This window comes from Paenibacillus sp. FSL M7-0420 (genome assembly GCF_038002345.1).
Classification (GTDB): domain Bacteria; phylum Bacillota; class Bacilli; order Paenibacillales; family Paenibacillaceae; genus Paenibacillus_AQ.
Map to the genome: position 1 here is coordinate 4,465,172 of NZ_JBBOCJ010000001.1, position 26,276 is coordinate 4,491,447.

At 54.9% G+C, this 26,276-nt stretch carries 31 protein-coding genes; all 31 read right to left on the reverse strand.

Annotation, left to right across the window (positions count from 1 at the left end; all coding sequences use genetic code 11):
• Positions 1-109: 109 nt before the first annotated feature.
• The 31 genes from MKX51_RS19145 to plsY all read right to left on the reverse strand — a co-directional run bounded on the left by MKX51_RS19145 (position 110) and on the right by plsY (position 26,274).
• Complete coding sequence (locus MKX51_RS19145) at positions 110-1,204, reverse strand: prephenate dehydrogenase (RefSeq protein WP_076079185.1); 1,095 nt, start codon at positions 1,202-1,204, stop codon at positions 110-112.
• 58 nt (positions 1,205-1,262) lie between these two features.
• Entirely contained in the window at positions 1,263-2,360 is a 1,098-nt protein-coding gene (gene hisC, locus MKX51_RS19150) for a histidinol-phosphate transaminase (RefSeq protein ID WP_340939692.1), read from the reverse strand.
• 23 nt (positions 2,361-2,383) lie between these two features.
• Positions 2,384-3,208: a tryptophan synthase subunit alpha gene (gene trpA, locus MKX51_RS19155; RefSeq protein WP_036698114.1), complete on the reverse strand. Its 825-nt coding sequence runs from the start codon at positions 3,206-3,208 to the stop codon at positions 2,384-2,386.
• Positions 3,205-4,404: a tryptophan synthase subunit beta gene (gene trpB / locus MKX51_RS19160; RefSeq protein ID WP_340939689.1), complete on the reverse strand. Its 1,200-nt coding sequence runs from the start codon at positions 4,402-4,404 to the stop codon at positions 3,205-3,207. Before trpB ends, trpA begins: the two co-directional genes overlap by 4 nt.
• A complete protein-coding gene (locus MKX51_RS19165) occupies positions 4,401-5,081 on the reverse strand; it encodes a phosphoribosylanthranilate isomerase (protein ID WP_340993482.1) in 681 nt (226 codons plus the stop codon). Before MKX51_RS19165 ends, trpB begins: the two co-directional genes overlap by 4 nt.
• Positions 5,074-5,904, reverse strand: a complete 831-nt coding sequence (gene trpC, locus MKX51_RS19170) for an indole-3-glycerol phosphate synthase TrpC (protein WP_340993483.1) — start codon at positions 5,902-5,904, stop codon at positions 5,074-5,076. The genes MKX51_RS19165 and trpC overlap by 8 nt, the downstream gene beginning before the upstream one ends.
• A complete protein-coding gene (gene trpD, locus MKX51_RS19175) occupies positions 5,894-6,934 on the reverse strand; it encodes an anthranilate phosphoribosyltransferase (RefSeq protein ID WP_340993484.1) in 1,041 nt (346 codons plus the stop codon). Before trpD ends, trpC begins: the two co-directional genes overlap by 11 nt.
• Before the next feature lie 78 nt (positions 6,935-7,012).
• Entirely contained in the window at positions 7,013-8,566 is a 1,554-nt protein-coding gene (trpE, locus tag MKX51_RS19180) for an anthranilate synthase component I (RefSeq protein WP_340939685.1), read from the reverse strand.
• Positions 8,567-8,920: 354 nt separating this feature from the next.
• Positions 8,921-9,292, reverse strand: coding sequence for a chorismate mutase (aroH, locus tag MKX51_RS19185; protein ID WP_076079179.1), 372 nt, complete (start codon positions 9,290-9,292; stop codon positions 8,921-8,923).
• The gene (gene aroB, locus MKX51_RS19190; RefSeq protein ID WP_340993485.1) at positions 9,286-10,389 is read right to left on the reverse strand and encodes a 3-dehydroquinate synthase; all 1,104 of its coding nucleotides are present in this window, start codon (positions 10,387-10,389) and stop codon (positions 9,286-9,288) included. The genes aroH and aroB overlap by 7 nt, the downstream gene beginning before the upstream one ends.
• A gap of 1 nt (position 10,390) precedes the next feature.
• Complete coding sequence (aroC, locus tag MKX51_RS19195) at positions 10,391-11,560, reverse strand: chorismate synthase (protein ID WP_340993486.1); 1,170 nt, start codon at positions 11,558-11,560, stop codon at positions 10,391-10,393.
• A gap of 182 nt (positions 11,561-11,742) precedes the next feature.
• On the reverse strand, positions 11,743-11,919 hold the full coding sequence (locus MKX51_RS19200; RefSeq protein WP_179090429.1) for a hypothetical protein: 177 nt from the start codon (positions 11,917-11,919) through the stop codon (positions 11,743-11,745).
• 108 nt (positions 11,920-12,027) lie between these two features.
• Positions 12,028-12,831 carry a CheR family methyltransferase gene (locus tag MKX51_RS19205; RefSeq protein WP_340939683.1) on the reverse strand — a complete coding sequence of 268 codons (804 nt, stop codon included), beginning with the start codon at positions 12,829-12,831 and terminating at the stop codon, positions 12,028-12,030.
• A gap of 27 nt (positions 12,832-12,858) precedes the next feature.
• Positions 12,859-13,302 carry a nucleoside-diphosphate kinase gene (gene ndk, locus MKX51_RS19210; protein ID WP_036727303.1) on the reverse strand — a complete coding sequence of 148 codons (444 nt, stop codon included), beginning with the start codon at positions 13,300-13,302 and terminating at the stop codon, positions 12,859-12,861.
• A 111-nt stretch (positions 13,303-13,413) separates the two neighbouring features.
• Positions 13,414-14,382, reverse strand: a complete 969-nt coding sequence (locus tag MKX51_RS19215; RefSeq protein ID WP_340993487.1) for a polyprenyl synthetase family protein — start codon at positions 14,380-14,382, stop codon at positions 13,414-13,416.
• Positions 14,379-15,239 (reverse strand): menaquinone biosynthetic enzyme MqnA/MqnD family protein, encoded by an 861-nt coding sequence (locus MKX51_RS19220; protein WP_340993488.1) that lies wholly within the window; start codon positions 15,237-15,239, stop codon positions 14,379-14,381. Before MKX51_RS19220 ends, MKX51_RS19215 begins: the two co-directional genes overlap by 4 nt.
• Before the next feature lie 3 nt (positions 15,240-15,242).
• Entirely contained in the window at positions 15,243-15,845 is a 603-nt protein-coding gene (locus tag MKX51_RS19225) for a UbiX family flavin prenyltransferase (protein ID WP_340993489.1), read from the reverse strand.
• On the reverse strand, positions 15,842-16,717 hold the full coding sequence (locus MKX51_RS19230) for a UbiA-like polyprenyltransferase (protein ID WP_340939678.1): 876 nt from the start codon (positions 16,715-16,717) through the stop codon (positions 15,842-15,844). Before MKX51_RS19230 ends, MKX51_RS19225 begins: the two co-directional genes overlap by 4 nt.
• Positions 16,710-17,462 (reverse strand): demethylmenaquinone methyltransferase, encoded by a 753-nt coding sequence (locus MKX51_RS19235; protein ID WP_340993490.1) that lies wholly within the window; start codon positions 17,460-17,462, stop codon positions 16,710-16,712. Before MKX51_RS19235 ends, MKX51_RS19230 begins: the two co-directional genes overlap by 8 nt.
• Positions 17,463-17,465: 3 nt before the next feature.
• A complete protein-coding gene (locus MKX51_RS19240) occupies positions 17,466-18,335 on the reverse strand; it encodes a heptaprenyl diphosphate synthase component 1 (protein ID WP_340993491.1) in 870 nt (289 codons plus the stop codon).
• A gap of 114 nt (positions 18,336-18,449) precedes the next feature.
• Positions 18,450-18,989, reverse strand: coding sequence for a hypothetical protein (locus MKX51_RS19245; protein ID WP_340993492.1), 540 nt, complete (start codon positions 18,987-18,989; stop codon positions 18,450-18,452).
• Between the two features lie 107 nt (positions 18,990-19,096).
• Positions 19,097-19,345 (reverse strand): trp RNA-binding attenuation protein MtrB, encoded by a 249-nt coding sequence (mtrB, locus tag MKX51_RS19250; protein WP_051478165.1) that lies wholly within the window; start codon positions 19,343-19,345, stop codon positions 19,097-19,099.
• Between the two features lie 104 nt (positions 19,346-19,449).
• Entirely contained in the window at positions 19,450-19,722 is a 273-nt protein-coding gene (locus tag MKX51_RS19255) for an HU family DNA-binding protein (RefSeq protein WP_019909963.1), read from the reverse strand.
• Between the two features lie 354 nt (positions 19,723-20,076).
• A complete protein-coding gene (gene spoIVA, locus MKX51_RS19260) occupies positions 20,077-21,555 on the reverse strand; it encodes a stage IV sporulation protein A (RefSeq protein WP_036727319.1) in 1,479 nt (492 codons plus the stop codon).
• A gap of 434 nt (positions 21,556-21,989) precedes the next feature.
• Positions 21,990-22,739, reverse strand: coding sequence for a DUF3939 domain-containing protein (locus tag MKX51_RS19265; RefSeq protein ID WP_340995651.1), 750 nt, complete (start codon positions 22,737-22,739; stop codon positions 21,990-21,992).
• A 62-nt stretch (positions 22,740-22,801) separates the two neighbouring features.
• A complete protein-coding gene (locus MKX51_RS19270; RefSeq protein WP_340993493.1) occupies positions 22,802-23,170 on the reverse strand; it encodes a 2Fe-2S iron-sulfur cluster-binding protein in 369 nt (122 codons plus the stop codon).
• 27 nt (positions 23,171-23,197) lie between these two features.
• Positions 23,198-23,821: a hypothetical protein gene (locus MKX51_RS19275; RefSeq protein WP_340993494.1), complete on the reverse strand. Its 624-nt coding sequence runs from the start codon at positions 23,819-23,821 to the stop codon at positions 23,198-23,200.
• A 77-nt stretch (positions 23,822-23,898) separates the two neighbouring features.
• Positions 23,899-24,078: a DUF2768 family protein gene (locus MKX51_RS19280; RefSeq protein WP_036698144.1), complete on the reverse strand. Its 180-nt coding sequence runs from the start codon at positions 24,076-24,078 to the stop codon at positions 23,899-23,901.
• A gap of 202 nt (positions 24,079-24,280) precedes the next feature.
• Positions 24,281-24,556 (reverse strand): stage VI sporulation protein F, encoded by a 276-nt coding sequence (locus MKX51_RS19285; RefSeq protein ID WP_340939664.1) that lies wholly within the window; start codon positions 24,554-24,556, stop codon positions 24,281-24,283.
• A 67-nt stretch (positions 24,557-24,623) separates the two neighbouring features.
• Positions 24,624-25,664, reverse strand: coding sequence for an NAD(P)H-dependent glycerol-3-phosphate dehydrogenase (locus MKX51_RS19290; protein WP_340993495.1), 1,041 nt, complete (start codon positions 25,662-25,664; stop codon positions 24,624-24,626).
• The gene (gene plsY / locus MKX51_RS19295; RefSeq protein WP_340939660.1) at positions 25,657-26,274 is read right to left on the reverse strand and encodes a glycerol-3-phosphate 1-O-acyltransferase PlsY; all 618 of its coding nucleotides are present in this window, start codon (positions 26,272-26,274) and stop codon (positions 25,657-25,659) included. Before plsY ends, MKX51_RS19290 begins: the two co-directional genes overlap by 8 nt.
• Positions 26,275-26,276 lie beyond the last annotated feature (2 nt).

Here is a 26,276-nt window from a genome sequence, read left to right on the forward strand (position 1 = left end):
GTATTTACTCGCCGCTTGTATACTGCCGGAGCCGGGGCATCATCTGATAGCAGTTGGATTTGCTCTATTAAATAAATAAGAACCGAGGCATCCGGCCCCGGCTCTACTTTTACATATATACGGTATAATCATTCTCCTGCAGCAGAATTCTGGCCCGCTCCATATCGTTCTCCTGGCGGAAGGACAAGCGCATGATCCCTGGAACATCCTCGCGGCTCTCAATAATCTGCACGTTGCTAAGGTTGATGCCCTGGTCGCCCAGCTCCGTAGCAATCCGGCCGATAATGCCGGGGTGATCGGGAACATCAATATGCAGATCGAACAGAGGAGTGATCATTCCCTTCCGCCGCTCAGGAAGCTGGCTGCGGAACTGATTCGCCTCCTGGAAGGCCGACTCGATTCCTGCGCCATCCCCGCTCTCCAGCAGATGGATGAATGAGGACACCTCGTCGTTCCAGTCCTTCAGCAGCCGCAGCATCACAGAGCGGTTATTCAGCAGAATATCGCGCCAGATGATCGGATCGCTCGAGGCAATGCGGGTAATATCACGGAAGCCCCCGGCAGCCAGCGTGCTATACAAGGAGTCCGAATGATCGTAGGCATGAATCTGATTCACCAGGGCTACCGCAATAATATGCGGCAGATGGCTGATCGCTCCAACAATCTCATCGTGACGCTCCGGATCAAGCCGGACAATCTGCGCTCTCGTATGCAGCAAGAGCGACTCCAGTGCCTGATATGCCGCTTCAGGTACACCCGGCGGGGGCGTAAGCACGTAGTACGCATTCTCGAACAGTAAGGAGGAGGCAGCTTCTACTCCCGAGCGCTCCGATCCGGCCATGGGATGGCCTCCGATGAAATGTACACCGGGAATATCCAGTGTAAGGGCACACTCCGCGATGCTGGCCTTGGTGCTGCCGACATCCGTAATGATGCAGCCCGGCTTCAGCGGCAGCTTGCTTAACCGCTGAAGATAGTCCTCAAGCATGCCTACCGGCACACACAGAAAAATATAATCCGCATCCAGTGCAGCTTCCTCAAGTGATAATGTAGCCTGATCAACCACACCTCTGCTCACATATTTGGCAGCAGATTCAGGGCGGTGGGCATGGCCTACAACGGTCAGACCCTCCTTGCCTTTGAAGCATAGGGCCAGTGAGCCGCCGATCAGGCCGACACCGAAAATTGCTATTTTTGTCGTCATGTTCTTAGTACTACCTGCCTTCTGTGGTATCGTCAATCCAGCTTCTGAGCCCTCACGGTTATGCGCGAACTTCCTGCTCCTTCAGCGCCTGCTCCAGGGCAGCTACGAAGGCTGTGTTCTGCTCGGCGGAGCCGATGGTCACCCGCAGGTAGGTCGGATACCGGTGGAAGCCTGTTCTGACGATGATTCCTTGACGCAGCAGCGTATCGAAGACTTCAGCAGCCGGCTTGCGTACATCCACCATAATGAAATTCCCGTGAGCCGGGAACGACGTAAGCCCGAGACGCGCGAATTCCGCCTCAAGCTGCACAATCCCTGCACTGTTAAGCGCACGGCACTGCTGCACATATTCCTGATCGGAGAGTGCCGCCACCGCCGCCACCTGAGCCAGGCGGGTCGTATTGAACGGCTCGCGCACCTGATTAATCAGGGAGATTACCTGGCTGCTGGCCACCCCATAGCCGATACGGAGCGCCGCAAGACCATAGATCTTGGAGAAGGTACGAAGGACTACCAGATTAGGATATTTGTCGATCAGCTTAATGCCGTCGGTGTAGCTGAGATCCGTTACATATTCGTAATAGGCTTCATCCAGGACTACCATCACGCCGGCAGGTACTGCATCCAGGAACGAAATCAGCGCGTCCTCGGGCACAATGGTACCGGTTGGATTGTTGGGATTACAGATCCAGACGATCTTGGTCCGGCCGGTAATCTTCGCCAGCATCGCATCCAGATCATGCGTTCCGTCCTTAAGCGGGACTTCTATAGTCACAGCCCCTTCGATATCCGCATTGCTCTTATATACGGAGAAGGTCTGATCGGCCATAATTGTCTCGTCACCGGGCAGGAAGAAGGCACGGGCAATCAGCGCAATAATCTCGTCAGATCCGCATCCGAAAATAATACGCTCACCCGCCACGCCCAGATGCTTAGCCAGCGTCGCCGTCAGCTCAGCGGCAGAGCCGTCCGGGTATAAAAAGAGATTATCCAGCTCCGCTACAATAGCGGCCTTCGCACTTGGTGCAGCCCCGTAAGGGTTCTCGTTGGATGCCAGCTTAATGACTTCGCTTAAGCCCAGCTCCTTCTTGACTTCTTCAATCGGCTTCCCCGGCTTGTAGACAGGAAGGTCAACGATATTCGGTTTTGGATTCATGGGTGATCCTCGCTCTCCAAATATTAATTAGGTCTTAATTGTGCCACAAATTCACGAATTTGCAACAGTCCGGCGCTTCTCGTCTGCGGCTGGGACAGCAGGGGAATAACCTCCTCCACCTTGCGGACAATGGCGCTACCGACTACTACACCATCACAGATCTTGGCAAAACGGGATACCTGTTCTCCAGTGGAGATCCCGAATCCCACAGCGACAGGCAGGTCCGTAGACCGGCGCACGGACGCAATGAACTCATCTACTCCGCTGTGGAAGCTTGAGCGTTCCCCGGTTACACCGAGCGAGGATACGCAATAGACAAAGCCGCTGGCGCCGGATACGATCCGGGCAATCCGTTCGCTGGAGGTCGGGGCCACGAGCGGAATGAGATTCACTCCGGCGGCACGGCTGCGTGCACGCATGTCTTCTGATTCCTCAACCGGCAGGTCAGGAATAATCAGCCCGCTGATCTCATGGGTATTCAGCTCCGCAAAAAACGTATCCAGCCCCATCTGCAGCACCGGATTATAATACGTGAACAGGATGAACGGCAGCCCGCTGCCTGCCTGCCGGGCCTTCAGCGCCGTCTCCATGCAGGTGCGCAGATGAACCTTGCTGCGCAGGGCTCTTGCAGACGCCCGCTGGATGACCGGACCGTCGGCCAGCGGATCGGAGTAAGGAACACCAAGCTCCAGGATATCTGCTCCGGCTGCCTCCAGCTCGGCAATAATATCTAGCGTAGTCTCGAGATCAGGATCACCTACGGTAAGGAACGGAATAAGGGCAGTACGGCCTTCCGCCTTCAGCCGGTTAAACGTCAGGTCCATCCGGTTTGTCGTTTCAGTTGTCATTGCTGCTCCGCCCCTTCCGTATAAGCCATAATGGATTCCACATCTTTGTCGCCGCGGCCCGACAGGCAGATCACCACAATATCATCCTTAGTCAGCGTCTTGCCGAGCTTCACCACATGGGCAATGGCATGAGCCGATTCCAGAGCGGGAATAATCCCTTCCGTCACGCAGAGCAGCTTCAGCGCATCCAGCGCTTCCGCATCGGTCACCGGCACATACTGGGCACGGTGAATGTCCTTGAGATAGGAATGCTCTGGCCCAACGCCCGGATAATCAAGTCCGGCCGAGATGGAATGGGCCTCGATGACCTGTCCATGCTCATCCTGCAGCAGATAGCTCAGCGAGCCCTGGAACACGCCATGACTTCCCTTGCTCATGGTTGCGGCATGGAATGGAGTGTCTACGCCTTTACCGGCAGCTTCAACACCAATCATCGCCACCTGCTCATCCTCCATGAACGGGTAGAACATGCCGATAGCATTGCTGCCTCCGCCTACGGCGGCAACCAGCAAATCCGGCAGACGCCCTTCCGCCTCCAGAATCTGGCGGCGGGTCTCATCCCCGATAATCCGCTGGAAGTTGCGGACCATCATCGGATACGGATGGGGACCAACCGCAGAGCCAAGCACATAGAACGTATCTTCCACATTGCTCACCCAGTAGCGGAGCGCCTCATTCCCGGCATCCTTCAGCGTTCTGGAGCCGGAGGTCACCGGAATAACCTCTGCCCCGAGCAGCTTCATGCGGAAGACATTCAGCGCCTGACGGCGGGTATCCTCTTCACCCATGAACACCTTGCATTCCATACCGAGCAAGGCGGCTACCGTAGCTGTCGCTACTCCGTGCTGGCCTGCGCCGGTTTCGGCAATCACCTTGGTTTTACCCATCATTTTGGCCAGGATGCCTTGTCCGATAGCGTTGTTGATCTTGTGGGCGCCGGTATGATTGAGGTCCTCCCGCTTCAGATAGATCTTGGCTTCGCCAAGCTCCTTACTTAGCCGCTCTGCATAATACAGCGGGGTCTCGCGGCCCGAATACTGCTTAAGCAGATAATCGATTTCCTTCTGAAAGGCCGGGTCTGCCGAGAATTTATTGTAAGCCTCTTCCAGCTCAATCAGTGCAGTCATCAAGGTCTCAGGAACGAAGCGGCCTCCAAAAGAACCAAAACGTCCATTTTTGTCCGGTACTTGTATCATGATTGCTTCACCCTTTCTACGAAAGCTGTCATTTTGGCAATGTCCTTACTGCCGTTACTCTCAACTCCGCTGGAGACATCCACGCCATAAGGGGCATAGCCGTCCAGCAGCTCGTTCACATTGTCCGGATGCAAGCCTCCGGCTATAAATAAAGGCAGCGCATGCTTCGCCGCCGCTTGCTGGTATAAGGGAATCTGCTCCCAATCAAATGTATGGCCGGTACCGCCGCGCTCCTGCGGATCATAGGTATCCAGCAGCAGCGCATCAATGGTGCCCGCATAGCTATCCAGCAGAGCTTGAACCTCATCCCCTGCATCAGGATTACGTCCGGCAACCGAAAGGGCCTTCCAGACCTTAACCTGGGGAAAAGCCTCCTTGACCTCCGCGCAGAACTGCGGGCTCTCTTGTCCATGAAGCTGCACAACATCCAGCGGTACAGCTCTCAGCAGCTCTGCCAGCTCGGACAGGCCGGGGTTAACGAATACGCCCACCGGGCGGGGCGCAGGCTCAGACTTCCAGTTGCCCAGCTCTGCAATCAGCTCCGCAGCCACATCAATAGTAACCCTGCGGCGGCTGGGCGCAAACACCAGGCCCACGTAATCGAGCGGCAAACTATTCATAGATTTTAGCACTTCAACGCCCTGAAGTCCACAGATTTTTACGAGAGTTTCAGTCACGTTGCACACGGTCCTTCCCGGCAGGAAGCGGACCGAGCAGCTGATGGACCGCCTGCTCTACATCCGGCTGGCGCATCAGGTATTCTCCGACCAGCACACCGGTTGCCCGGGTCTTGCGGAGATACGCAATATCCTCCGGACCGGTAATCCCGCTCTCGCTGATTACGGGAAGACCGGCGGGCAGCAAGGCTGCCAGCTCCTCCGTAGCGGAGAGTGAGGTTTCGAACGTCTTGAGATTCCGGTTATTGATGCCCAGCAGAACCCCGGGATGTTCAGCCTTACCCGTAGACAATACCGTCTCCAGTTCAGTGCGGTCATGGACCTCAATCAGGATATCGAGTCCAAGCGCGGCAGCGGAGTCGGTGAACCCGGCGAGCTGCTGCGGGGTCAGAATGGCCGCAATCAGCAGAATCGCATCCGCGCCAAGCAGGCGGGCCTCATAGATCTGCTTCTCATCGATGATGAAGTCCTTGCGCAGCAGCGGAAGCTGCACCGCCTCTCTTACCTGCTGCAGATACACACCGCTGCCCTGAAAATAATCCTTGTCCGTCAGCACGGACAGGCAATCAGCGCCTCCCGCTTCATAGCCCCGGGCAATCGTCACCGGATCAAAATCGGCCCGGATCAGCCCCTTGGACGGCGAGGCCTTCTTCACCTCGGCGATCAGCCCCATCTCCCGGTTCCGGCGTTCAGTCAGAGCGCTGCGGAAGCCTCTGGTAGCAGGCAATGCGGCAATGGAGCGCTCCGCCGCGGCGAGCGAGAATTGCTGGCTTAACGCTTCTACCTCTTTCACTTTCGTGGCAACAATCCGGTCAAGATACATAATCAAGCTCCTTTGTCATCGCTTTTAACTGTTCCAGCTTGCGCAGGGCCGCCCCTGAATCCACAACCTCTCTGGCACGGTCCACGCCTTCCTTCAGTGTATCGGCAAGACCGGCGACATAGATGCAAGCCCCGGCATTAGCCAGTACGATATCACGGTACGGATTGATATTCCCCTCCAGCACTGTAGTGATAATCGCCGCATTCTCTGCGGCATCGCCGCCCATGACATCCTCCAGCGGATGCTGGCTGAGGCCAAGCTCCTGCGGTGTAATTTCGTAGGTGGTGACTACGCCCTGCTTCAGCTCGGAGACCTGCGTCGGTGCCGAGATGCTGATCTCATCCAGGCCGTCCAGACTGCTGACAATCATCGCCCGCTTGGAGCCGAGCTCACCCAGAACCTTAGCGACAATCTCTGTCTTATTAAGGTCATAGATACCCATCAGTTGCCGGTCTGCTCCGGCCGGATTGGTCAGCGGGCCCAGCATATTGAAGACCGTCCGCACACCCAGCTCACGGCGGGGAGCAGCGGCATGCTTCATGGACGGATGATAGATTTGAGCGAACAGGAAGCAGATGCCGATACTGTCCAGACATTGCCGCGCCTGCTCTGCATTCAGATGAATATTGACGCCGAGCGCCTCCAGCACATCTGCACTGCCCGCTCTGCCGGACGCCGAACGGTTGCCGTGCTTCGCTACTCTCACAGAAGCAGCAGAAGAGATGATCGCCGAAGCTGTGGAGATATTGAATTTATGAATACCGGAGCCGCCCGTGCCGCAGGTATCCAGCAGCTGGCTCCGCTCGGTAAGCACCTGTGTGCCGAAACCGCGCATCGCCTCTGCGAAGCCGGTGATTTCTTCAACGGTCTCGCCTTTGATCCGCAGCGCGGTCAACAGCGATCCGATCTGCGCGGGTGAAGCTGCACCTTCCATAATCGTGCCCATAATCTCGCGGGCCTGCGTACGGGTAAGATCCTTTCCCTCGATTAAACCGACAATTCCTGATTGTAGTAACTGGCTTGCGTCCATAGTTCATGTCCTCCTAAAATTTTTAAGTTTTATGGAGCATTCTCTGCTCTTCTGATCTCGTCTCTGCTAATTCCCGGTTCACGGGGTATATTCATACATATAATCCTGGTTGATGACCTGCTTCTCCTTCATTTCAGCGGGGAACATCGCTTCCGCCATACGGATTGCCTTCAGCATTCCCTTGGCCTTGTTCACTGTCTCCTCATATTCCTTCTCCGGCACAGAATCCCAGACGATTCCTGCTCCGGCCTGCACATAAGCGCGGCCTTTGCGGAAGATAATCGTCCGGATCGTGATGCAGGAATCCATATTCCCGGAGAAGCCGAGATAGCCGATCGCTCCGGCATAAGCGCCGCGGGCTTCCCGCTCCAGCTCGGCAATAATCTCCATCGCCCGAAGCTTCGGCGCTCCTGATACCGTACCGGCCGGAAGGCAGGAGAGGAAGGCATCGAAGAAATCCTTATCCTCTGCCAGCGTTCCGGTCACATTCGAGACCAGATGCATGACATGCGAGTATTTCTCGATCTCCATAAATGTATTGCATTTCACGCTGCCGAATTTCGAGACCCGCCCCAGATCATTGCGGCCCAGGTCGACCAGCATGAGATGCTCCGCACGTTCCTTCTCGTCCTCCAGCAGCTCTGCGGCGAGCTGATGATCCTCTGCCGCGCTCGCTCCGCGCGGCCGGGTTCCGGCAATCGGCCGGGTCTCCACCCGTCCGCCGTCCACCTTGACCAGCGCTTCCGGCGAGGTGCCGACGATGATCTCCTCATCCATTTTCAGATAATACATATAGGGGGATGGGTTCAGGATGCGCAGCATCCGGTACACATGCAGCGGAGAGACCTCGGTCTCGATATGCATCCGCTGTGACAGCACCACCTGGAAGATATCTCCGGCACGGATGTATTCTTTGGCCTGCTCTACGTTACTTATATACTGCTCCTTGGTGAGATTCGAGTGAATCTCTCCCAGCTCGATATCCTGCGGAATGCTGCGGCGGTTGACGTTCTCCTTCGGGCCTTCCTTTTGCAGCTCCTCGGCCAGACTCACTAAGCGGTTGCTCAGTTCCTCGTAGTTCGCCCGGATATCCGAATCCGTATCGCCATCCTTAATATGAAGATTCCCCACCAGCAGGATCTGCTGCTTCACATGATCGAAGACGATAATGCGGTCACAGAACATAAAGCGGATGTCATCCATATTCAGGTCATCTACCGCATGTGCGGACAGCTTCTCATAATACTGCAGCAGATCATAGCCGAAGAATCCGATGGCTCCGCCCGTAAACGGCGGCATACCGTCCAGCTTGGGACTGCGGTAGGAACGGAGCAGCGCTTTCAGCTCCTCGACAGGTTTGCCGGACAGCTGTTTTTTCTCGCCGCCGACCTCCACCTGGATCTTCCCCTTTTTGCCGGAGATCATCAGGAACGGATCACTGCCGATAAAAGAATAACGCGCCCATTGAATGCCGCCCTCTACACTCTCCAGCAAAAATGCGCGATCCTGCTCGGCAAACCGCTGGAACAGCCGGATCGGCGTTTCCATATCAGCCAGCAATCTTGTTACGACCGGGATCAGATTGTATTCGCGCGACAGCGACACCACTTCTTCAATGCTCGGATTCGTCACTTGGGTAACCTCCTAGGGGATAACGGATATTGTCCGAAATACAGAAAAACCTCTACCGGAGTAGAGGTTTGTTGATAGTCAGTATGTGAATTAGCGTCTCGGACCGTCATGAACCCAATCGAATGCTATAGATTCCTCCATGGATACAGGGATAGCGCAGATGCAACTCATCATAAGCTACGGCTATACAGGTATGCCAAAAAAGAACACTAACAATCAAGGGTCTGCTCTGCAATAGGTCCTACACTCAGCTCAACTATACTCTACTCAACTCATTCTAAACTCTGCTTTACTCGGCTAACTTCACTATACATGATGACGGTAGTCATTGACAACCCCGCGGGCTATAATTTATTACTTGCTCTGTGAGAGATCCGGGCGAAGCCGCTGGGCTTCATTCAGATACACATGACGGATATCGCGCTGGGATTTGTCGGTGTTCACCTGCACCATCAGGCGGATGCAATTCGGCAGGCTGCCCTTCACAGGGATCTCCACGGAACACATCAGCGGAACCATCTCCCAGCCTTCAATCTCACGGATCGCCCTTGCCGGGAAGGTTGCATCCAGATCAGCAGTCATCGTAATCCACACACTGCAGATATCCTCTGCGATCACATCATTGCGCTCCACAATTTCCCTCAGCAGGATCACCGTTTCACGTAAAATTTCCGTCTCTTCATTCTGGGTTACGGTCGTTGCACCGCGTATGCCCCGGTTCACCATGGGCTCCCCTCCTTCTTAAGCTGGGCTATGACTTCTGAGACATCGCTTGCCTGCACATCACTGATGATACTTACTTCACCAATGGCCTCCGGCACGATAAAAGTCATTCGGCCTTCCTTGAATTTCTTGTCATGCATCATCGCTTCCATCAGCTCTTCCCCGCTGTACTGCGAAGGAAGCCGGGTGGGCAGCGACAAGGCGTTGAGCATGGACACTGTGTCCTCGTAGATCTGTTTGTCCCGGCCCAGCCTCGCTGCGAGCAGAGCAGATCCGGCCATCCCGATTGCAATCGCCTCTCCGTGCAGGAAGGTCCCATAGCCTCCGACAGCTTCAATGGCATGTCCGATGGTATGCCCCAGATTCAGAATCGCACGCTGTCCGTGCTCGCGTTCATCACCGCCGATTACCTCCGCCTTGATGGCACAGCCGCGTTCCAGCGCATATCCCAGCGCCTCGGGGTCCAGTGCCAGCAGCTTGTCCGCATGCTCCTGGCACCAGTAAGCGAACTCACGGTCCAGAATCAGCCCGTGCTTGACCACCTCAGCCAGGCCTGAAGCGACTTGCCGGGGCGGAAGCGTAGCTAAGGTGTCCAGATCATATAACACCATAGACGGCTGATAAAAGGCGCCCAGCATATTCTTGGCCAGCGGATGGTTAACGGCCACCTTGCCGCCTACACTGCTGTCATGGGCGAGAATGGTCGTTGGAATCTGCATGAACCCGATTCCCCGCATATAAGATGCAGCAACGAAGCCGGCCAGATCGCCGACGACACCCCCGCCAAGCGCCAGCACGGCGGAGCTGCGGTCCAGACCGCCTTGAATGGCTGTGGAAATGACTTCTTCATAGACGGCCAGTGACTTCGAAGCTTCGCCCGCCTGAATGACATGGCTGACCACCGTATATCCGCTGCTGCGGAGGGAAGTCTCCACCTGCTCCAGATAACGCGGCGCTACTTCGGTATCACTGACCACCAGCAGCGGGCTGCGCTGCGCGAATCCGGCTTCGGTGCAGCGTTCGCCGATACTCTGCAGCAGACCGCTGCCGATATAAATCGGATAAGAACGTTCCCCTAAGTCAACAGTAATGCTGCGCATCTTAGTAGCTCTCCAGCTGAGCCAGGTAATTATTGTAGTTCGCGCGGATCTCTTCCAGAGAGTCACCGCCGAATTTATCCAGGAACGCCTTGGCAATCTCCCAGGCTACTACACTCTCCAGTACGACACAAGCTGCCGGAACGGCACAGGCGTCTGAGCGCTCCACCTGGGCTGTGAACGGCTCCTTCGTGTCGATATCCACACTCTGCAGCGGCTTGTACAACGTCGGAATAGGCTTCATTACCCCTCTGACGACCACCGGCATTCCATTAGTCATTCCGCCTTCGAACCCGCCCAGCCGGTTGCTCGCCCGGAAGTACCCTTTCGAGGCTTCATACATAATCTCGTCATGGACCTGTGAGCCGCGCAGCTTCCCGGCTTCGAAGCCGATCCCGATCTCCACGCCCTTGAAGGCATTGATCGACATCACGGCTCCGGCGATGGCACCATCCAGCTTGCGGTCGGACTGTACATAACTGCCAAGACCAATAGGCAGACCTTCGACAATACATTCCACAATCCCGCCGATGGAGTCGCCTTCTTCCTTGATCTTGTCTATGTAAGCCTCCATCTTCTGCTCCGTCTCCTTGTCCACTACCCGCACAGAGGATTCTTCAGTCCGGGTAATCAGCTCATCGATAGGCAGATCGTTAGCAGGTGCTTCAATCTCTCCGATCCGGATAACTTGTCCGGCAATCTTCACTCCGAAGGCTGCAAGCAGCTGACGGGCAACCGCGCCTACAGCCACTCTTGCTGCCGTCTCACGGGCGCTGGAGCGCTCCAGCACGTTACGCAGATCGGTATGGTTATACTTAAGTCCGCCGTTCAGGTCCGCATGACCGGGACGCGGACGGTTCACCCGGCGCTTCTCTTCGTCACTGCCCGGAATCGGCTCAATGTTCATAATGTTCTTCCAGTGTGTCCAGTCCTTGTTCTCCACAATGAGAGCTACAGGAGCTCCGGTAGTATAGCCGTGGCGTACACCGCCGGCAATCTGGGCAGTATCCTTCTCAATCTGCATCCGGCGTCCGCGGCCGTAGCCCTTCTGTCTCCGGTGCAGCTGGAAATTAAGCTCATCAAAGTCAAGTGTCAAATTACTGGGCAATCCCTCAATAATGGCTGTAAGCTGGGGGCCGTGCGTCTCCCCCGCTGTTAAATAGCGTAAACTCATGCTGCGTTCCCCCTTCACACTTTTGGACTGTAAACCGCTAAAATGTTAAATGTCTTTGCTTATTATAGTATAGGCTCTCCGCTTTGACAAGAAAGCAATAGCCCGGCCCGCTGCGTCCAGCAGAACAAAACAAGCGCCGCTCCTGCTCTTTCGAGTAGAAGCGGCGCTGCTGTGCCCCCCGTTCAGGAGCCTGTCTCCAGACTGTCGCTGCCTGGTGCCGGAAGGCGGCCGCCGGTTCTGCCCTCTTCCGCAGTAAGCAGGCTCTGGAGCTGCAGCTCCTCGATGCCGAGAATCTGCCCGCATTCGCGGACGGTGAGGAACCCCCGCCGGTAGGCGGTGATGACCTTGCTTTTGTCCATCTGGGTTAACGACCTTTCACTTGGCGTTAGGTTTCTTCCTACTTCCCAGTATCACTGAAAAGCGCCTAAAGCATACCCTGCACCAAGGGAGACTCCAGCAGACTACGGCTATTTCTTCCGGTAAAAGAAGGTTTCGGTCGACTCGAAGCCATATTGCGCAGGTGTGAATATCTGCTCCGTGCTGCCCACGAACAGATAGCCCCCGGGACGCAGACTGGCCGAGAATTTGTGATACAGCTTATTCTTGGCTTCTTCGGTGAAGTAGATCATGACATTGCGGCAGATAATCAGATCGAAGCCTTCGTCGAATTTATCCAGCAGCAGATTCTGCTTGCGGAAATCGATATTCTTCTTCAGTCCTTCACTGACCTTGAAGACCGGGCCATCGGGTGTAAAATACCGGTCTGCCACATCTTTGGGCACATCCTTCAAGGAGCGCTCCAGATAGATCCCCTGCTTCGCTTTGGCCAGCGCCCCGTCATCAATATCTGTAGCCAGAATTCCGGTCTGGGCCAGAATATTCTTGTCCGAGAGAATCATCGCCAGCGTATAAGGCTCTTCACCTGTGGAACAGGCGGCACTCCATAGCTTCAGTCTGCGGCCGGAGCGCTGAAGATCCGGCAGAATCACATCCCTCAGCACTTCCCAGCGGTTCGGATTCCGCCAGAATTCGGAGACATTGATCGTCATGCGGTCCAGGAACTCATAGAACAGAGCCTTGTCTTTCATCATGGCCGCATAGAACTCATTAAAGGTATTGTAGCCGTTCTTCATACGGAGCGTCGTCAGCCGCCGCTTCATCTGTGCTTCCTTATACTGCGCAAGGTCAATGCCTGTGCTTTGTTTGATATTATGAATAAATCCGGTGTAATCAGGGTCCGGGGTTAATGAGGATTCTTCACGTTCAGCCATAATAATCTCCTGTCTCCTGCCCGGATCTTACATCCAGGCCGCGATGTCTTTATGATACTGTGCCAGCTCATCCGGAGCGAAGAAATTGGCGATCTCACGTGCTGCGCTGTCCGGCGAATCCGATCCGTGGATCAGATTAAGCGGAGTATGGCTGGCATAATCCCCGCGGATAGTGCCCGGCAGGGCCTCCCCGACTTTGGTTTTGCCGATCAGGAGACGGGATAATGCGATAACATCATCGCCTTCCCACACCATGGCGAACACAGGGCCGGAGGTAATGAAGCTTACCAGCTCCGGGAAAAAATCCTTGCCGTCATGCTCCGCATAATGCTTCTTGGCCTGCTCCTCAGTAACGGTAATCAGCTTGGCAGCGACCAGCTTGAATCCCTTGTCTTCCAGGCGGGCAACGATGCGTCCGATTAGTCCGCGCTGTACACCATCCGGTTTGATCATCAGATACGTTTGTTCCATAGAGTCACTCTCCAATTCCCCTTATTCTAAATGAATAGGCTGTTTATGGTCTGATATTATCAGAAACCCCGGCATCTGTGAACGTAAATTTGCAGTGGAGTTCTTATATTTTCAATAAGCCCGGCCAGTCACGAAAAAGGCGATATCGCGCAAATTGCGCTTGGTCCGGTTGCTTGGCAGCTGCTCCAGCGCATCCAGCGCCTTGGCGATATAACGGGAGGCCAGCTCCTCCGCACGGGAAATCCCGTCGCCGGAGAGAATCAGATCGATCGCCCGGCCGACCCCGCTGTTCCCTTCACGAATCGCTGCAAGCTCTTCCAGCAGGCGGCCGCGGAGCCGGTCATCCTGCAGACTGTAGATGACAGGAAGAGTGATATTCCCCTGGCGCATATCGCTTCCGGGCGGCTTGCCAATTTGCTTCTCTGTTCCGGAGAGATCGAGCAGATCATCACGGATTTGAAACGCCATCCCAACGTTATATCCGTAATTATAGAGGAGCCTGGCCGTTCCCGGCTCCGCATCTGCAGCCAGAGCGCCAAGCTGACAGCTGACGGCAATCAGCAGCGCTGTCTTCCGGCGGATTCTCCGCAGGTAGTGGCGCACGCTCTGTCCGCTGTTGAAGAAGTCGCGGATCTGCTCCATCTCTCCGATGGACATCTCTACCATGGCTTTGGAGAGAATCTGATGAATCAGGGGATTCTTCAGTCCTGATGTCATCACGAGTGCCTTGGCATAAATATAGTCGCCGGTGTACATGGCGATCTTGTCGCCCCATTTCGCCTTGACGGTAGGTTCTCCCCGCCGGAGCTCCGCATCGTCAATGACATCATCGTGGACCAGTGAGGCGCTGTGAATCAGCTCCAGCGGAATTGCGACGCGCTTCAGCTTATCGAGATCATAGGTCCCGAATTTGCCGCCCATCAGAACGAATACCGGCCGGAGCCGCTTGCCCCCAGCTCTCAGCAGATGCAGCGAGGTCTCGCTCAGCAGGTCATCATCCCCCTGGACACTGCGGTACAGCTCTTTCTCAATCTGATCCATATCTTTGTTCAGCAAGCCGAATATTTGCAGTCGCTTCATTCTTTCACCCGTGTCAGCAGATTGTGGCTCCAAAGCTCCATCTTCACTTCCTGCGGCAGCAGGCCCATTTCATAGGCATAGCGGAAATAGAGGTTCAGACCTTCCTGCTGCCTTTCCCCAAAGTCATAACATAAATTACGGAAGTAATCTCTCCAATAGGAGGCCGTGCCCCCGATCGTGCAGCAGGCTTCGTGAATTACCGGTCCCAGCTCATTCAGGCCGCGTCTCTTGCTCCGCTCGAAGGCTTCAGCAATCTCGGCAATGGCCTCAGGATTCCGGGCCGCAGCCCTGCGGTTGACCGCCCATACAGCAAAGGTCATAATGTGGCCCGTCCATTCCTTCCACAGCTCGCCCAGATCCGTTACTTCATAGCCCTGATCCTGCCAGGAGGCGCGGATGGCATGGTCACCGATCAGGAGCCCGGCATCCGCCTGCTGCATCATGGTGTTCAGATCGGGATCGCTGCTAATGTACTCCGGGCTAGTGCCTAAGGCCTTGTGCATCAGGATCTTCAGCAGATTGACCGAGGTAGCCGAAGTATTCGTCACGGCTATCGTTCCGCTGCCAAGCTGCTGTAACGGCTTTTTGGAGAAAAGAAATATCGACCTCACCGGACCGTCCGCGCTGACGGACAGACCGGGCAGCAGCAGCAGCCGGTCGCTGGCCGCTGCGTAAGCAAAGGAGGATAAAGCCCCAACTTGAATATCTCCTGCTGCCATGCCCCGGTTAAGCACAGCTGGCACCTCACTCACCATTTCAGCAGGAAAGCTTAAAGAAGAGGGATCGAAATAATGATAGACCGGCCATGAATTGGTATAGCTGATTTTGCCGATGACGGTGTGTTTCAGGTCTGTCACCCTTCATTCCCCCCATCTGCGAAATAAAGTATGCTCAATCCCGAAGCTGTCGAGCACCTTGCCCACCATGAAATTGACCAGATCATCCATAGTGGCAGGACCGTAATAGAACGCCGGCATTGCCGGAATCAGCTTGACGCCCATCCGCGACAGCTTCAGCATATTCTCCAGGTGAATCGCATGCAGCGGTGTCTCCCGGGGCACCAGAACGAGCGGACGGCCCTCCTTCAGCATGACATCCGCTGCCCGCGTCATCAGATTGTCCGAGCTGCCATGCGCTACAGCAGACAGTGTTCCCATCGAGCAGGGCATAATAATCATCCCCTCTGTCCGGAAGGAGCCGCTGGCAATCGAAGCTCCTATATCCTGTACCGGGTGATACAGAAGAGAACCGGGATAGCTGCCGAACTGCTCGTTCAGCAGTCCTTCCCGGTCAGTTACGGCATAACCCAGCTCCTCCTTGAAGACACGCCAGCCTGCATTACTGACAACCAGATGTACTGTATAACCGAGAGACAGCAGGGTCTCTGTCAGCCGGATGCCGTAGATCGCCCCGCTTGCACCGGTAATGCCAACCACGAAGTTCTTAGGCGTAAGTTCGGTCATTTGTTGAACTGCACCACCAGGTCAATCAGAGTAAAGGAAAAGACCACAATGCTAAGTACACCGTTCATGGTGAAGAAGGCGGTCTGCAGCTTGCTTAGATCACCCGGAGACACAATGTAGTGCTCATAGAACAGAATAATATAAGCAATCACCATACCGGCCACATACCACCAGCTCAGTTCCGTGATGAACAAGAGAGAGATGAAGCCCAGGGCTGTCAGCAGATGAAAGACCTTGGCAATCCCCAGCGCACGGGCCACCCCGAAGCGCACAGGAATCGAATACAGCCCCTCCTTGCGGTCGAAGTCCACATCCTGGCAGGAGTAGATGATATCAAAGCCTGCTGTCCAGAATACGATAGTGAAATAAAAGATCATAGCAGTCAAGTCCACCGTTCCTGTAACCGCAACCCACCCGCCGAGCGGCGCAAGGGCAATTGTAAGTCCGAGAATCAGGTGACAGGCCCAGGTGAAGCGTTTGGTGAAGGAGTAGAAGACCAGCAGAAAAACAGCAATCGGCAGCAGCTTCGCTGACAGCGGATTGAGCTTGAAGGCTGCCCAGAACAGCAAAAAGAACGAGAACGCGATGAACAGCGTTACCTCTCCAACCTTCAGCAGTCCTGCCGGAATGGCTCTTCCCGCTGTCCGGGGATTCTTCGCATCACTGATCCGGTCGATCAGCCGGTTAAGCCCCATAGCGGCGCTGCGTGCGCCGAACATAGCAACAACCACCCATCCGATCTGGCTCCAGGAGGGCAGTTCACCGAACATAACTACTGAACCAAGCAACGCTCCCATAAAGGCAAAGGGTAAAGCAAAAACCGTGTGCTCAAATTTAATCATTTGTAGAAAAATACCGATTTTCTTAAACATTACAGTTCTCCTTGACTCCAAGATGTAACGCCGCGATGCCACCGTTCAAGGGGAACGATTCCACTTTTGTAAGTCCTGTATCCCGGAAGATCTCCTCTAATTGCTTCCTGTCCGGGAAGAGTGCCAGTGATTCAGGAAGCCATTTATATTGCTCATACCGCTTGGCGAAGAGCCTGCCGAGCAGCGGAAGCACACGCTGGAAATAAAAATAATAAATACCTTTGAACGGCTGCTTCATCGGCTTCGACAGCTCCAGGCAGACCACCATACCGCCGGGCTTCACCACGCGCTTCATCTCGCCCAGCACCTGAACAGGATCAGGCACATTACGAAGTCCAAAGCCAATCGTGGCGTAATCAAAGGAATTATCACCGAACGGCAGCTCCATCGCGTTCCCCTGAATCAGGGAGATGCGGTCCTGCAGTCCGCGCGCTTCCACCTTGCGCCGTCCCACCTCCAGCATGCCTGCGCTGAAGTCCAGTCCCATGACATTTCCGGTCTCGCTCGCATCAGCGAGGGCAATGCTCCAATCACAGGTACCGCAGCACAGGTCTACTGCCGAGTCCCCGCGCTTCATGTTCATCTTGCGCATGGTGAACTTCCGCCAAGCCTTATGACGCCGGAAGCTCAGAATATCATTCATCAGATCATACTTGCCGGCAATGCTCTCAAATACCGAATGGACAAATTGCTCCTTCGGCTTGTCGCCCTGCCCGCCTGTTACGGTAACTTTATCTACTGTCATTCTCTAACCCTCCACGGCAGCTTGTCCGGAAATTTTCATTTGCAGAAGCAGGCGGTCCAGTGCAGCTCTAAGCTGAGCCGCCAGATCCTCGTCCCTGATCCCCTGCAATAACGACTGAATGGACGCAAGCGAGGTATGCAGCTTGTCCGTCAGCAGCGTATCGCATTTGCATCTCAGCTTCAGCTTCTGCCAATCCTTGGGGTCCAGAGTCTGCCCCTTAAGCTGCTGACGCTCCTCTTCGGTCGCCGACTCCATCACCTTCCAGTAAGCATAGCCCACCAGCGCACTTGCCGGAGCTGCCCCCCGGCGCAATTCCAGGGCTGCTGTCTCACACTGGCTGAATTCGGCGAGCAGCTTCTGCCAGATGTCTCTAAGAGACTCTTCGATCATCGGTGTAAAAGAAAGAAACAGCCGCATATTGAGCTGTACCGTGTGCTTCAAGTATTGTTCGGCCGGGACAAGCGTTCCGCTCATCTTGCCGTAAAGATTGGCCTTCATCACATTGAAATCAGCGATAGCTGCGCTCAATGTGCCAACCATTTCAATCTGACCGTGTCTCGCGAGCAGATGGTAGAACCAGCTGCTGAAATAATCACCGGCCAGAACCTTCAGCTGGCGGGTACGCATAATATCGCCGCCGGGCTCTTCATGATTCCGGTCAATGCTCTCATGGGTATCCAGTCCAAGCTGGACGAGTCCGGTTACCAGGGTGAACAGCTCTGCCTGCTGGAAGTCTGCCCCCCGGCCTCTGCCGAGAAAAATATATAACAAATGACCCCGCCCGTCTGAGAACGGCGGCAGTTCCGTATGCCGCTGAATCATATCGTAGTCGGTGTAGGGTTTAGCCAGTTGCGGTATGCGGTACGGTTTCATTTTAGCCTCCGAAGCCATTGACGTTTGTCAAACTCTTTGTTCACAATCTTGTCTATTATATCACATGTTTTTTTGTCACGCACGGGTGAAGCCTTCTAGTTTTAATTACCCGGTTCAGGGATAAATGAACTGCTTTTTCCACAGCTCGCTTTCGCTAATGCGGAAGCCGTTCTTCAGCGAATCGGGAAGAGGCGAATTGCCTGCGTTCTCCAGCGCCTCCTGCAGCTGGGGGCTCCACTCGCTGCGGCGGATATCACCGGCAAGGAGCAGGCGGCGGGTATCCAGCCACCTATCCTCTGCCACCACACGCAGCAGCAGCTGGTCTACGTTCGAAGTCTCCTGAATCGCGAACCCGGTAGCCAGAGCCATGTTGCGGTACAGCTCCTGCGGTTCGTGGGCATCACCGTTCACCTTGAGATCCAGAGACAATACCCCGTTCTCCCAGCCTGCCTTGTCAATCATCAGACTGAAGGGAATCTCACTGAGCGCATCTACCAGATTGTCATTCTCCAGTACCAGGCCATCCGGGCCTATCGTCTGTACTGCGCTATACTTACTCTGGGCAGTTATAACGTTGCCGGCCAGTTGCGGCAGCAGCAGGGTAACAGCTGCACTAAGCAGCAACGCCGTTCCGATCAGCCAGCTCCGGTTCATAACATGCCTCCCTACTCATAGTTTCCGCTGCTATGCAGGATTATACGGCACCGCAGAGCGGCCCATATCTAGTTATATTTTGAAAAAAAGCAGGCTATGCCTGCTTTTCAGCTTTCACTCTCTAATTGTCCGTGTTTGCTCCAGATTTCAGCCTTGCCGCGGATTTTCATTGCTGAGGTGTGATCGGTGAATTGGGCAATGAGCACCTCGCCTTTGTCCAGCTTCTCCGTATGGTGAAACCGTGTGTCCAGCCCTCTGGTCAGCCCGATGACCTGAACACCGTTCTCCTTGGCCTTGACTACGATATAGTCGCTGCCGGACGGTGCAGGATTCACTTCATTCTTCTTCTCAGTCATTGTAATCCTCCTCAAAGTTTATGAGCCTCTCTCAAAAACAAATGCCGCCCTGGAAGGCGGCATCGTTGGTATTCAAGGACTATGGGGCAGATATGTAGAAATCTTTATTTGATTCCGTCTTTCAGCGCTTTACCGGGTTTGAAAGCCGGTACTTTGCTTGAAGGAATTTCGATTTCTTCACCAGTCTGCGGGTTGCGGCCTTTACGTGCGGAACGTTCGCGCACTTCAAAGTTTCCGAAGCCAACCAGCTGAACCTTATCGCCGCTTTGCAGTGCACCTGTGATCGCTTCAAAAACTGCATCTACCGCTTTCGTAGCGTCTTTTTTGGGAAGTTCAGTTGCTTCTGTAACTACGTTGATCAAATCTGATTTATTCATGTCTTCTCACCTCCCTGGTTAAAAGTTCCGGTATCATACACTCTTTCCGTTTCAACGTAAAATATACGTGATAATCCCGTTTAATACTAGAAACTGGCACCTCTCTTCTAGAAGCGCAACAAACTTATAGTAATACAGCCCACCCATAATTTCAAGGCGTTCCTCAAAAAAGGAGCAGAAAGTAGCAGGTTTCCCTTCATTCCGCTGCAATTGCGCAGTCTATTACTACCAGTTATGCCGTAAAAACGGAAGCTTTCCAGGGAGAATTCCCCTTTTCCACTCTAGCAGTGAGAGGGCCCGGAAATAGCAAAAGAGCGGGAAAAGCTCCCGCTCCAAAGGACAAGCCTATTTCATTTAGAGGATGATGGCGATCAGGCCGCCTGAACCTTCATTGATAATCCGGCCCAGCGTTTCCTGCAGCTTGTAGCGGGCATTGTCCGGCATCATCGCGATCTTGCCCTGAATGCCCTCACGGACTATGGAATGCAGGGACCGGCCGAAGATATCGGATTCCCAGATTTTGATCGGGTCATTCTCAAAGTCCTGCATCAGGTAGCGCACCAGCTCTTCACTCTGCTTCTCTGTACCGATAATCGGCGAGAACTCCGACTCGACATCCACCCGGATCATATGGATCGACGGCGCCGTAGCCTTCAGCCGGACTCCGAAGCGGGAGCCTTGGCGGATCAGCTCAGGCTCATCCAGCGCCATCTCGGCCAGAGAAGGTGCGGCGATACCATACCCCGTGGTCTTAACCATTTCCAGCGCTTCCGAGAAGCGGTCATATTCGCGCTTGGCGTGGGAGAAGTCCTGCATCAGCTGGAGCAGGTGATCCTTGCCGCGAATCTCGACCCCGACTACCTCCATCAGCACCTGATCATACAGCTCTTCGGGAGCGTAGAGGTCAATCTCGGCTACCCCCTGGCCCATGTTCATGCCGCTGAGGCCTGCCCGGTCGATGAAATCATATTCGGTAAACTGGGAGACCAGGCGGTCCACATCGCGCAGACGGCGGATATCCTTCACGGTATCACGGACAGAATTCTCATAGCTGCTGCGCAGCCAGTGATTCTCGCCCAGCACCATCACCCAGCTCGGCAGGTTAACATTAACTTCATGTACAGGGAATTCATACAGTACTTCGCGCAGGACACCAGTCACATCGTCCTCGGTCATATTCGCAGCGCTGAGCGTCATCACCGGAATATCATATTTGAGGGCAAGCTCACTGCGGAGCTGCTGGACTTCCTCACTGCGCGGCCGGGTGGAGTTGATGACCAACACGAAGGGCTTGCCGACCTCCTTCAGCTCTGCGATCACGCGCTCTTCGGAATCGACATACGAGCTCCGTGGAATCTCGGCAATCGTACCGTCGGTGGTCACTACCACACCCAGAGTCGAGTGCTCCTGAATGACCTTGCGTGTCCCGATTTCAGCCGCTTCCTGGAATGGAATCGGTTCCTCGAACCATGGCGTCGAGATCATCCGCGGACCATTCTCATCCTCATACCCTTTTGCGCCTTCCACTGCATAGCCTACACAATCGACCAGCCGGACGTTAACCTCCAGGCCTTCGGCCACCTTAATCTGCACCGCATTGTTGGGTACGAATTTAGGCTCGGTAGTCATAATAGTTTTGCCTGCCGCACTTTGCGGCAGCTCATCGACCGCTCTTACCCGGTCTGCTTCACTCGTGATGTTCGGCAGAACAATCGTTTCCATGAAGCGCTTGATGAATGTCGATTTCCCCGTGCGAACCGCGCCGACGACGCCAAGATAAATGTCTCCGCCGGTACGCTCGGCAATGTCCTTGAAAATATCCACTTTTTCCAAAAGAGATCCCCTCCTCATATTACTCCGAAGAAAAAATGCCTGAAGAGCATCGACTTCGCGTTCCGCCGGCAAACTGACCCTTGCAGGACAACCACCGGACTAAGCTTTGCCCGCCCGAAGCCTAGCTTACTTGCCTGAGGCGAAGCAAGGTTGCCCCGCGCTAAACTCCGAATGCTCGGACATGCATTTGGACTAGTATCATCATATGTATCCGTAACGGATTTATGACCAGCGTCCGCGCATTTTTGCATCTGAAATTTCGTATACCCGCTCTAGCTCGCCACTGCGTCAAGACACCCGGAAGTCTTCTCATCAAGTCTATGAGGGCGGCTTGCGGCCTAGAACTACTATCCGTTCTGAGATTTACCGTATCAAAAAAAGCAACAATCCCCCGCTCCCGGAGAACTGCTGCCTTAATTGATAATAGTATATTGCTATTCCTGCGGAGCCTGCGGGACGGGACGGCCATCCACCCACAGATAAGGGAGAGACTTGACGGGGACATAATAGGAGGCCTGCGCAAGCTCCAGACGCAGGTCACGGTCTGCCGCCGGGCTGCTGCCGTTCTTATCAATGGCTGAGGAGATATCCGCGCTGTAATCAACATAGACTGCCCCGCTGCGATCCATCAGCAGCCCGAGCGGCTGGCCCGAATATACGCTGCTTAGCTTGATTGTCCCTGTCCCTGCCCGTTTGGCATCGATAGACACCAGGCCCGGATACAGCTCCTCCCCTGCCGGAAGCTTCCCGCCGTGTGCAGACTTATAGAGGTTCACCTTGCGCTGGATATCGTTAACCTTCTGCACGGTCACCAGGTCCATTAATTTGACCTGTGGGTCCGTCTCCTCATCCAGCACCAGAAAATGGGCGCTCCCGCCCTTCTCGAACGCTGCCGCCGGGATCTCGTCCAGGTACCCTTCCTGCTGCAGCTTATTCAGGTCAATCACGAATTTCTCGTATCTGGGCGTGTCCTGATCGCTGGTCAAGATCGGCAGCAGCCCCTTCTGCTCCTGATAATCATCGACCGCCGCCTGCACCCGCTTCACACTCTCGCGGTAACTGCTGCCGGACTGCTGCTGCTCCCGGGGATACATGCAGCCGGTTAGAGACAAGATCAGCAGAACAAGCAGCGGCAGCAGCATCGCAGACCTATTCCGGCTCTGCCGGAGCTTCACCAGATGCATAGAGTCCACTCGCAGGGCTCCTCTCTGTTCGTTCAGGGTTGCATTTGCACCGGGAGTAACCATCACCATAAGTCCTCCGCTTCGCCACGGCGCGCCGCTTCCAGTCTGCGGCGTACAGCCGCCTTCAGCGGGTCCTCAGGAATATGCACATGGACGTCGCCCCATACAGCGGCCTGACAGGCCAGGCGGACGCCTTCATCCAGCAGGCTGCCAAGCTTGCGCTTCTCCGCCTCCGCAGGAGGTCTGAGTGCCACGGCATCCGTACGCTCTACGGACACTTTGCACATCATGCATCCCGCCTTGCCTCCGCAGCGGGTAGGCAGGACGATTCCGGCTTTGCGCACAGCCTCCAGCAGCGTAACACCATGCTTGACAGAAGCTGTGCGTTGTTCCGGAAGGAAAGTGACCGTTATTTGCGATTTCGCATTCATCTTACAGCCTCCTTCCTTCGAATCAGGTTATATACGTATAGATTCGGATATCCCCAGCAGCTCGTCCAGCCTAGACTGCAGGCCGCCGGCTTCCAGATGATTCTCCTCAATGAGCTGCTCCAGAAGCGGCAAATGACCGGCTACATCCCGCTTCATCAGCTCCGCAATAGCCCGGCAGCGTTCTTCCCTGCCGCGCAGCAGATTGAAGATCAGCTCATGGACAAGCGGCATCAGGGCCAGGCGGCCGCTCCCTTCGAGTGTACATTTCGGGGCATAGGACTGCAGCTTGCTGATATCCACTGCATATTGCCCGGAGCCGCTCCCGATCCTGAATCCGCCCACCAGCTCAACCTTCACCTCCCCGATGAAGTAGAGCCCGCGCAGAGAGTAACAGCCTCCGCTATAATCCTCCTCCGGTGCGCAGACAGTGTATCTCAGCAGTGCCCGATGAAGCTGCGCGGTATCCTCCAAATCACAATAGAGGTCAATATCGCGCGGAGCAGCACTCAGCTGAACCCCGTGCAGCAGCAGACCGCAGCTTCCCCCCAGCAGCCACACCGGCGGCTTACCCGGCCCGATAACATCCAGCTCCCGCGTTATGCTGCCCAGTGCCGTCTCCAGCACATAAGGAATTCCTGAACCGGCCATCAATCTACACACGCCCCATTCCTGTAAAATCAACTAACGATTCTGTCAGAAATACGTCTGCCTGAGTATAATGTAAATGCTTACATAATTGAAGCAGCCCCGCCCAGAACTCCGATCAGCAGGATGACAAAAGCAATGACCGATAAAACAGCTCTAAGCAGTCCCTTCGTCTTGCTGCGTGCAAAAGTAATCAAAAAAACGGATAAGCCCATAATCAGTACCGCAATCAGAGACAGCCACATTTTTGTCATCGGGTCCATAGGTCATGCGCCTCCATTTCACTTTTCCCGGATTGCGACTATTATAGCGTGAATCGCGGCATTTTTTAAGTATAAATTTTAAGCATCAGCCGATTTCCCTGCCAAAAAAAGGGCATAACCCGCGGAATCAGCTTACCTTCCGGAGTTATGCCCAGTCTGAAAAGGAGCCATCCCTGCAGGAATGGCTTACTTCACGGATATGCTATTTTTTCAGCATCATTTTCATTAAAGACTCCATCGTACCGGAACCGGCGCCGCCTTTTTTAACAGTATTGACGATCTCCTGCACGGTAGCCTCGCTGACTGGCACTTTAGCCATAGCTGATACCTGTTTAATTAACTGGCGGAGCTGGGCTTCATTCTGTGTGGTGCCCGGCTTAACCGTACCGGCCAGCTTTTTGATGGCACCTTCCGAAATGTTTTTGCCCGTCTTCTTGTTGATGGCGTTCAAAGCATCCTTGGAAAAATCTCTGCTCACTGTTCATCCCTCCTCCGTCAATCCCCATTAACAACATATGAGATATTCCGGCAAAAGGTGAACGTGATCAGGAATGCCACTGCTCCCAGGTCTCCTGGGAGATGGCCTCCATCTCCGTCTTACGGTCACGGCCCATCAGGGCTTCTACCGCATTACGCGGTGTTCTGCCCTTGAACAGCACATGATAGATCTGGTCGGTGATCGGCATCTGTACGCCCAGCTTCAGCGAGATCGCATAAGCCACCTCCGTCGTCCGGATGCCTTCGACAACCATCCCCATCGAGTCCAGCACCTCATTCAGCGGCTGGCCCTGGCCCAGCATGGAGCCGGCGCGCCAGTTGCGGCTGTGCTGGCTTGTTGCCGTTACAACCAAGTCACCCAGTCCGGCAAGGCCGGAGAAGGTTAAGGGATTCGCACCCATCTCTACCCCGACCCGGGAGATCTCGGCCAGGCCGCGGGTAAGCAGTGCCGCCTTCGCATTATCCCCGAACCCCAGCCCGTCGGACAGCCCCGCACCCAGCGCGATAATATTCTTCAGTGCACCAGCCAGCTCTACCCCTAGCTGATCCCTGTTGGTATACACACGGAAGTCATTGTTAATGAACAGCCCCTGCGCCGCCTTGGCACGGCTCTCATCCGGCGAAGCCACGACGACCGTGGTCGGACAGAGGCGTACCACTTCTTCAGCATGGCTCGGCCCGGAGAGCACCACAATATCGCCTTCGCTGCAGCCCAGCTCCTCCGAGATCACTGTGGACATCCGCTTCATGGTCTCGGTCTCGAAGCCCTTCGTGGCGTGAATGCAGAGCATATCTTCCTTCCAGAACGGCTTAAGGCTATGCGCCACCTGGCGCATTCCGGAAGAAGGCGCCACAATGACTACCGCCTTCGAACCGGAGACGGCAGTCTCCATGTCCGTGGTGGCAATAATATTTCCAGGGAGCTTAATCCCCGGCAGGAAATGATGATTCGTATGTGCTTCGTTAATCTCGGCAGCCTGCTCAGGCTTTCGCGTCCACAGATAAACCTCCGAGTGGTTAGCCGCCAGCACAGTAGCCAGCGCAGTTCCCCAACTGCCCGCGACCAGCACGGTTACTTTATCAGACAACGCGATTCCCCTCCTTGGCTTTGGAGCCGATTTTGTTCTCACGGCCCTGCGAGATCTTCACGATGTTGCTGCGGTGACGCCAGAAGGCGAACACCACGATGACCAGGCTTCCCCATAGCTCCGGCGTCGTATGCTCCGTGAACAGCAGACACACTGGAGTCAGAGCCACAAAGATCAGCGAGCCCAGCGAGACATACCGTGTAAGTACAATAGCGAGAATGGCAATCGCACCGGCAATCAGTGCAGGCCAGAATACCAGTGTAGCCATCACTCCAATCGTCGTTGCAATCCCTTTCCCCCCGCGAAAGTGAAAATAGACCGGCCAGTTATGCCCGATGATGGCAGCGAGTCCGCAGACCACTGCGACCCAGCTTCCCCATCCCCCGGCCCATGTGCCAAGCCAGACTGCGGCAATTCCCTTCAGTACGTCCAGAAACAGCACCAGTATGGCCGGTCCCTTCCCCATCACACGCAGTGTATTGGTCGCTCCCGCATTGCCGCTTCCATATTGGCGGATATCAATCCCCTTAAGCAGCCGGGCGAGCAGTACACTGAAGCTGATGGAGCCAAGCAGATAGCTTATAACGATAACCAGAAGTTCAAACGCCACTA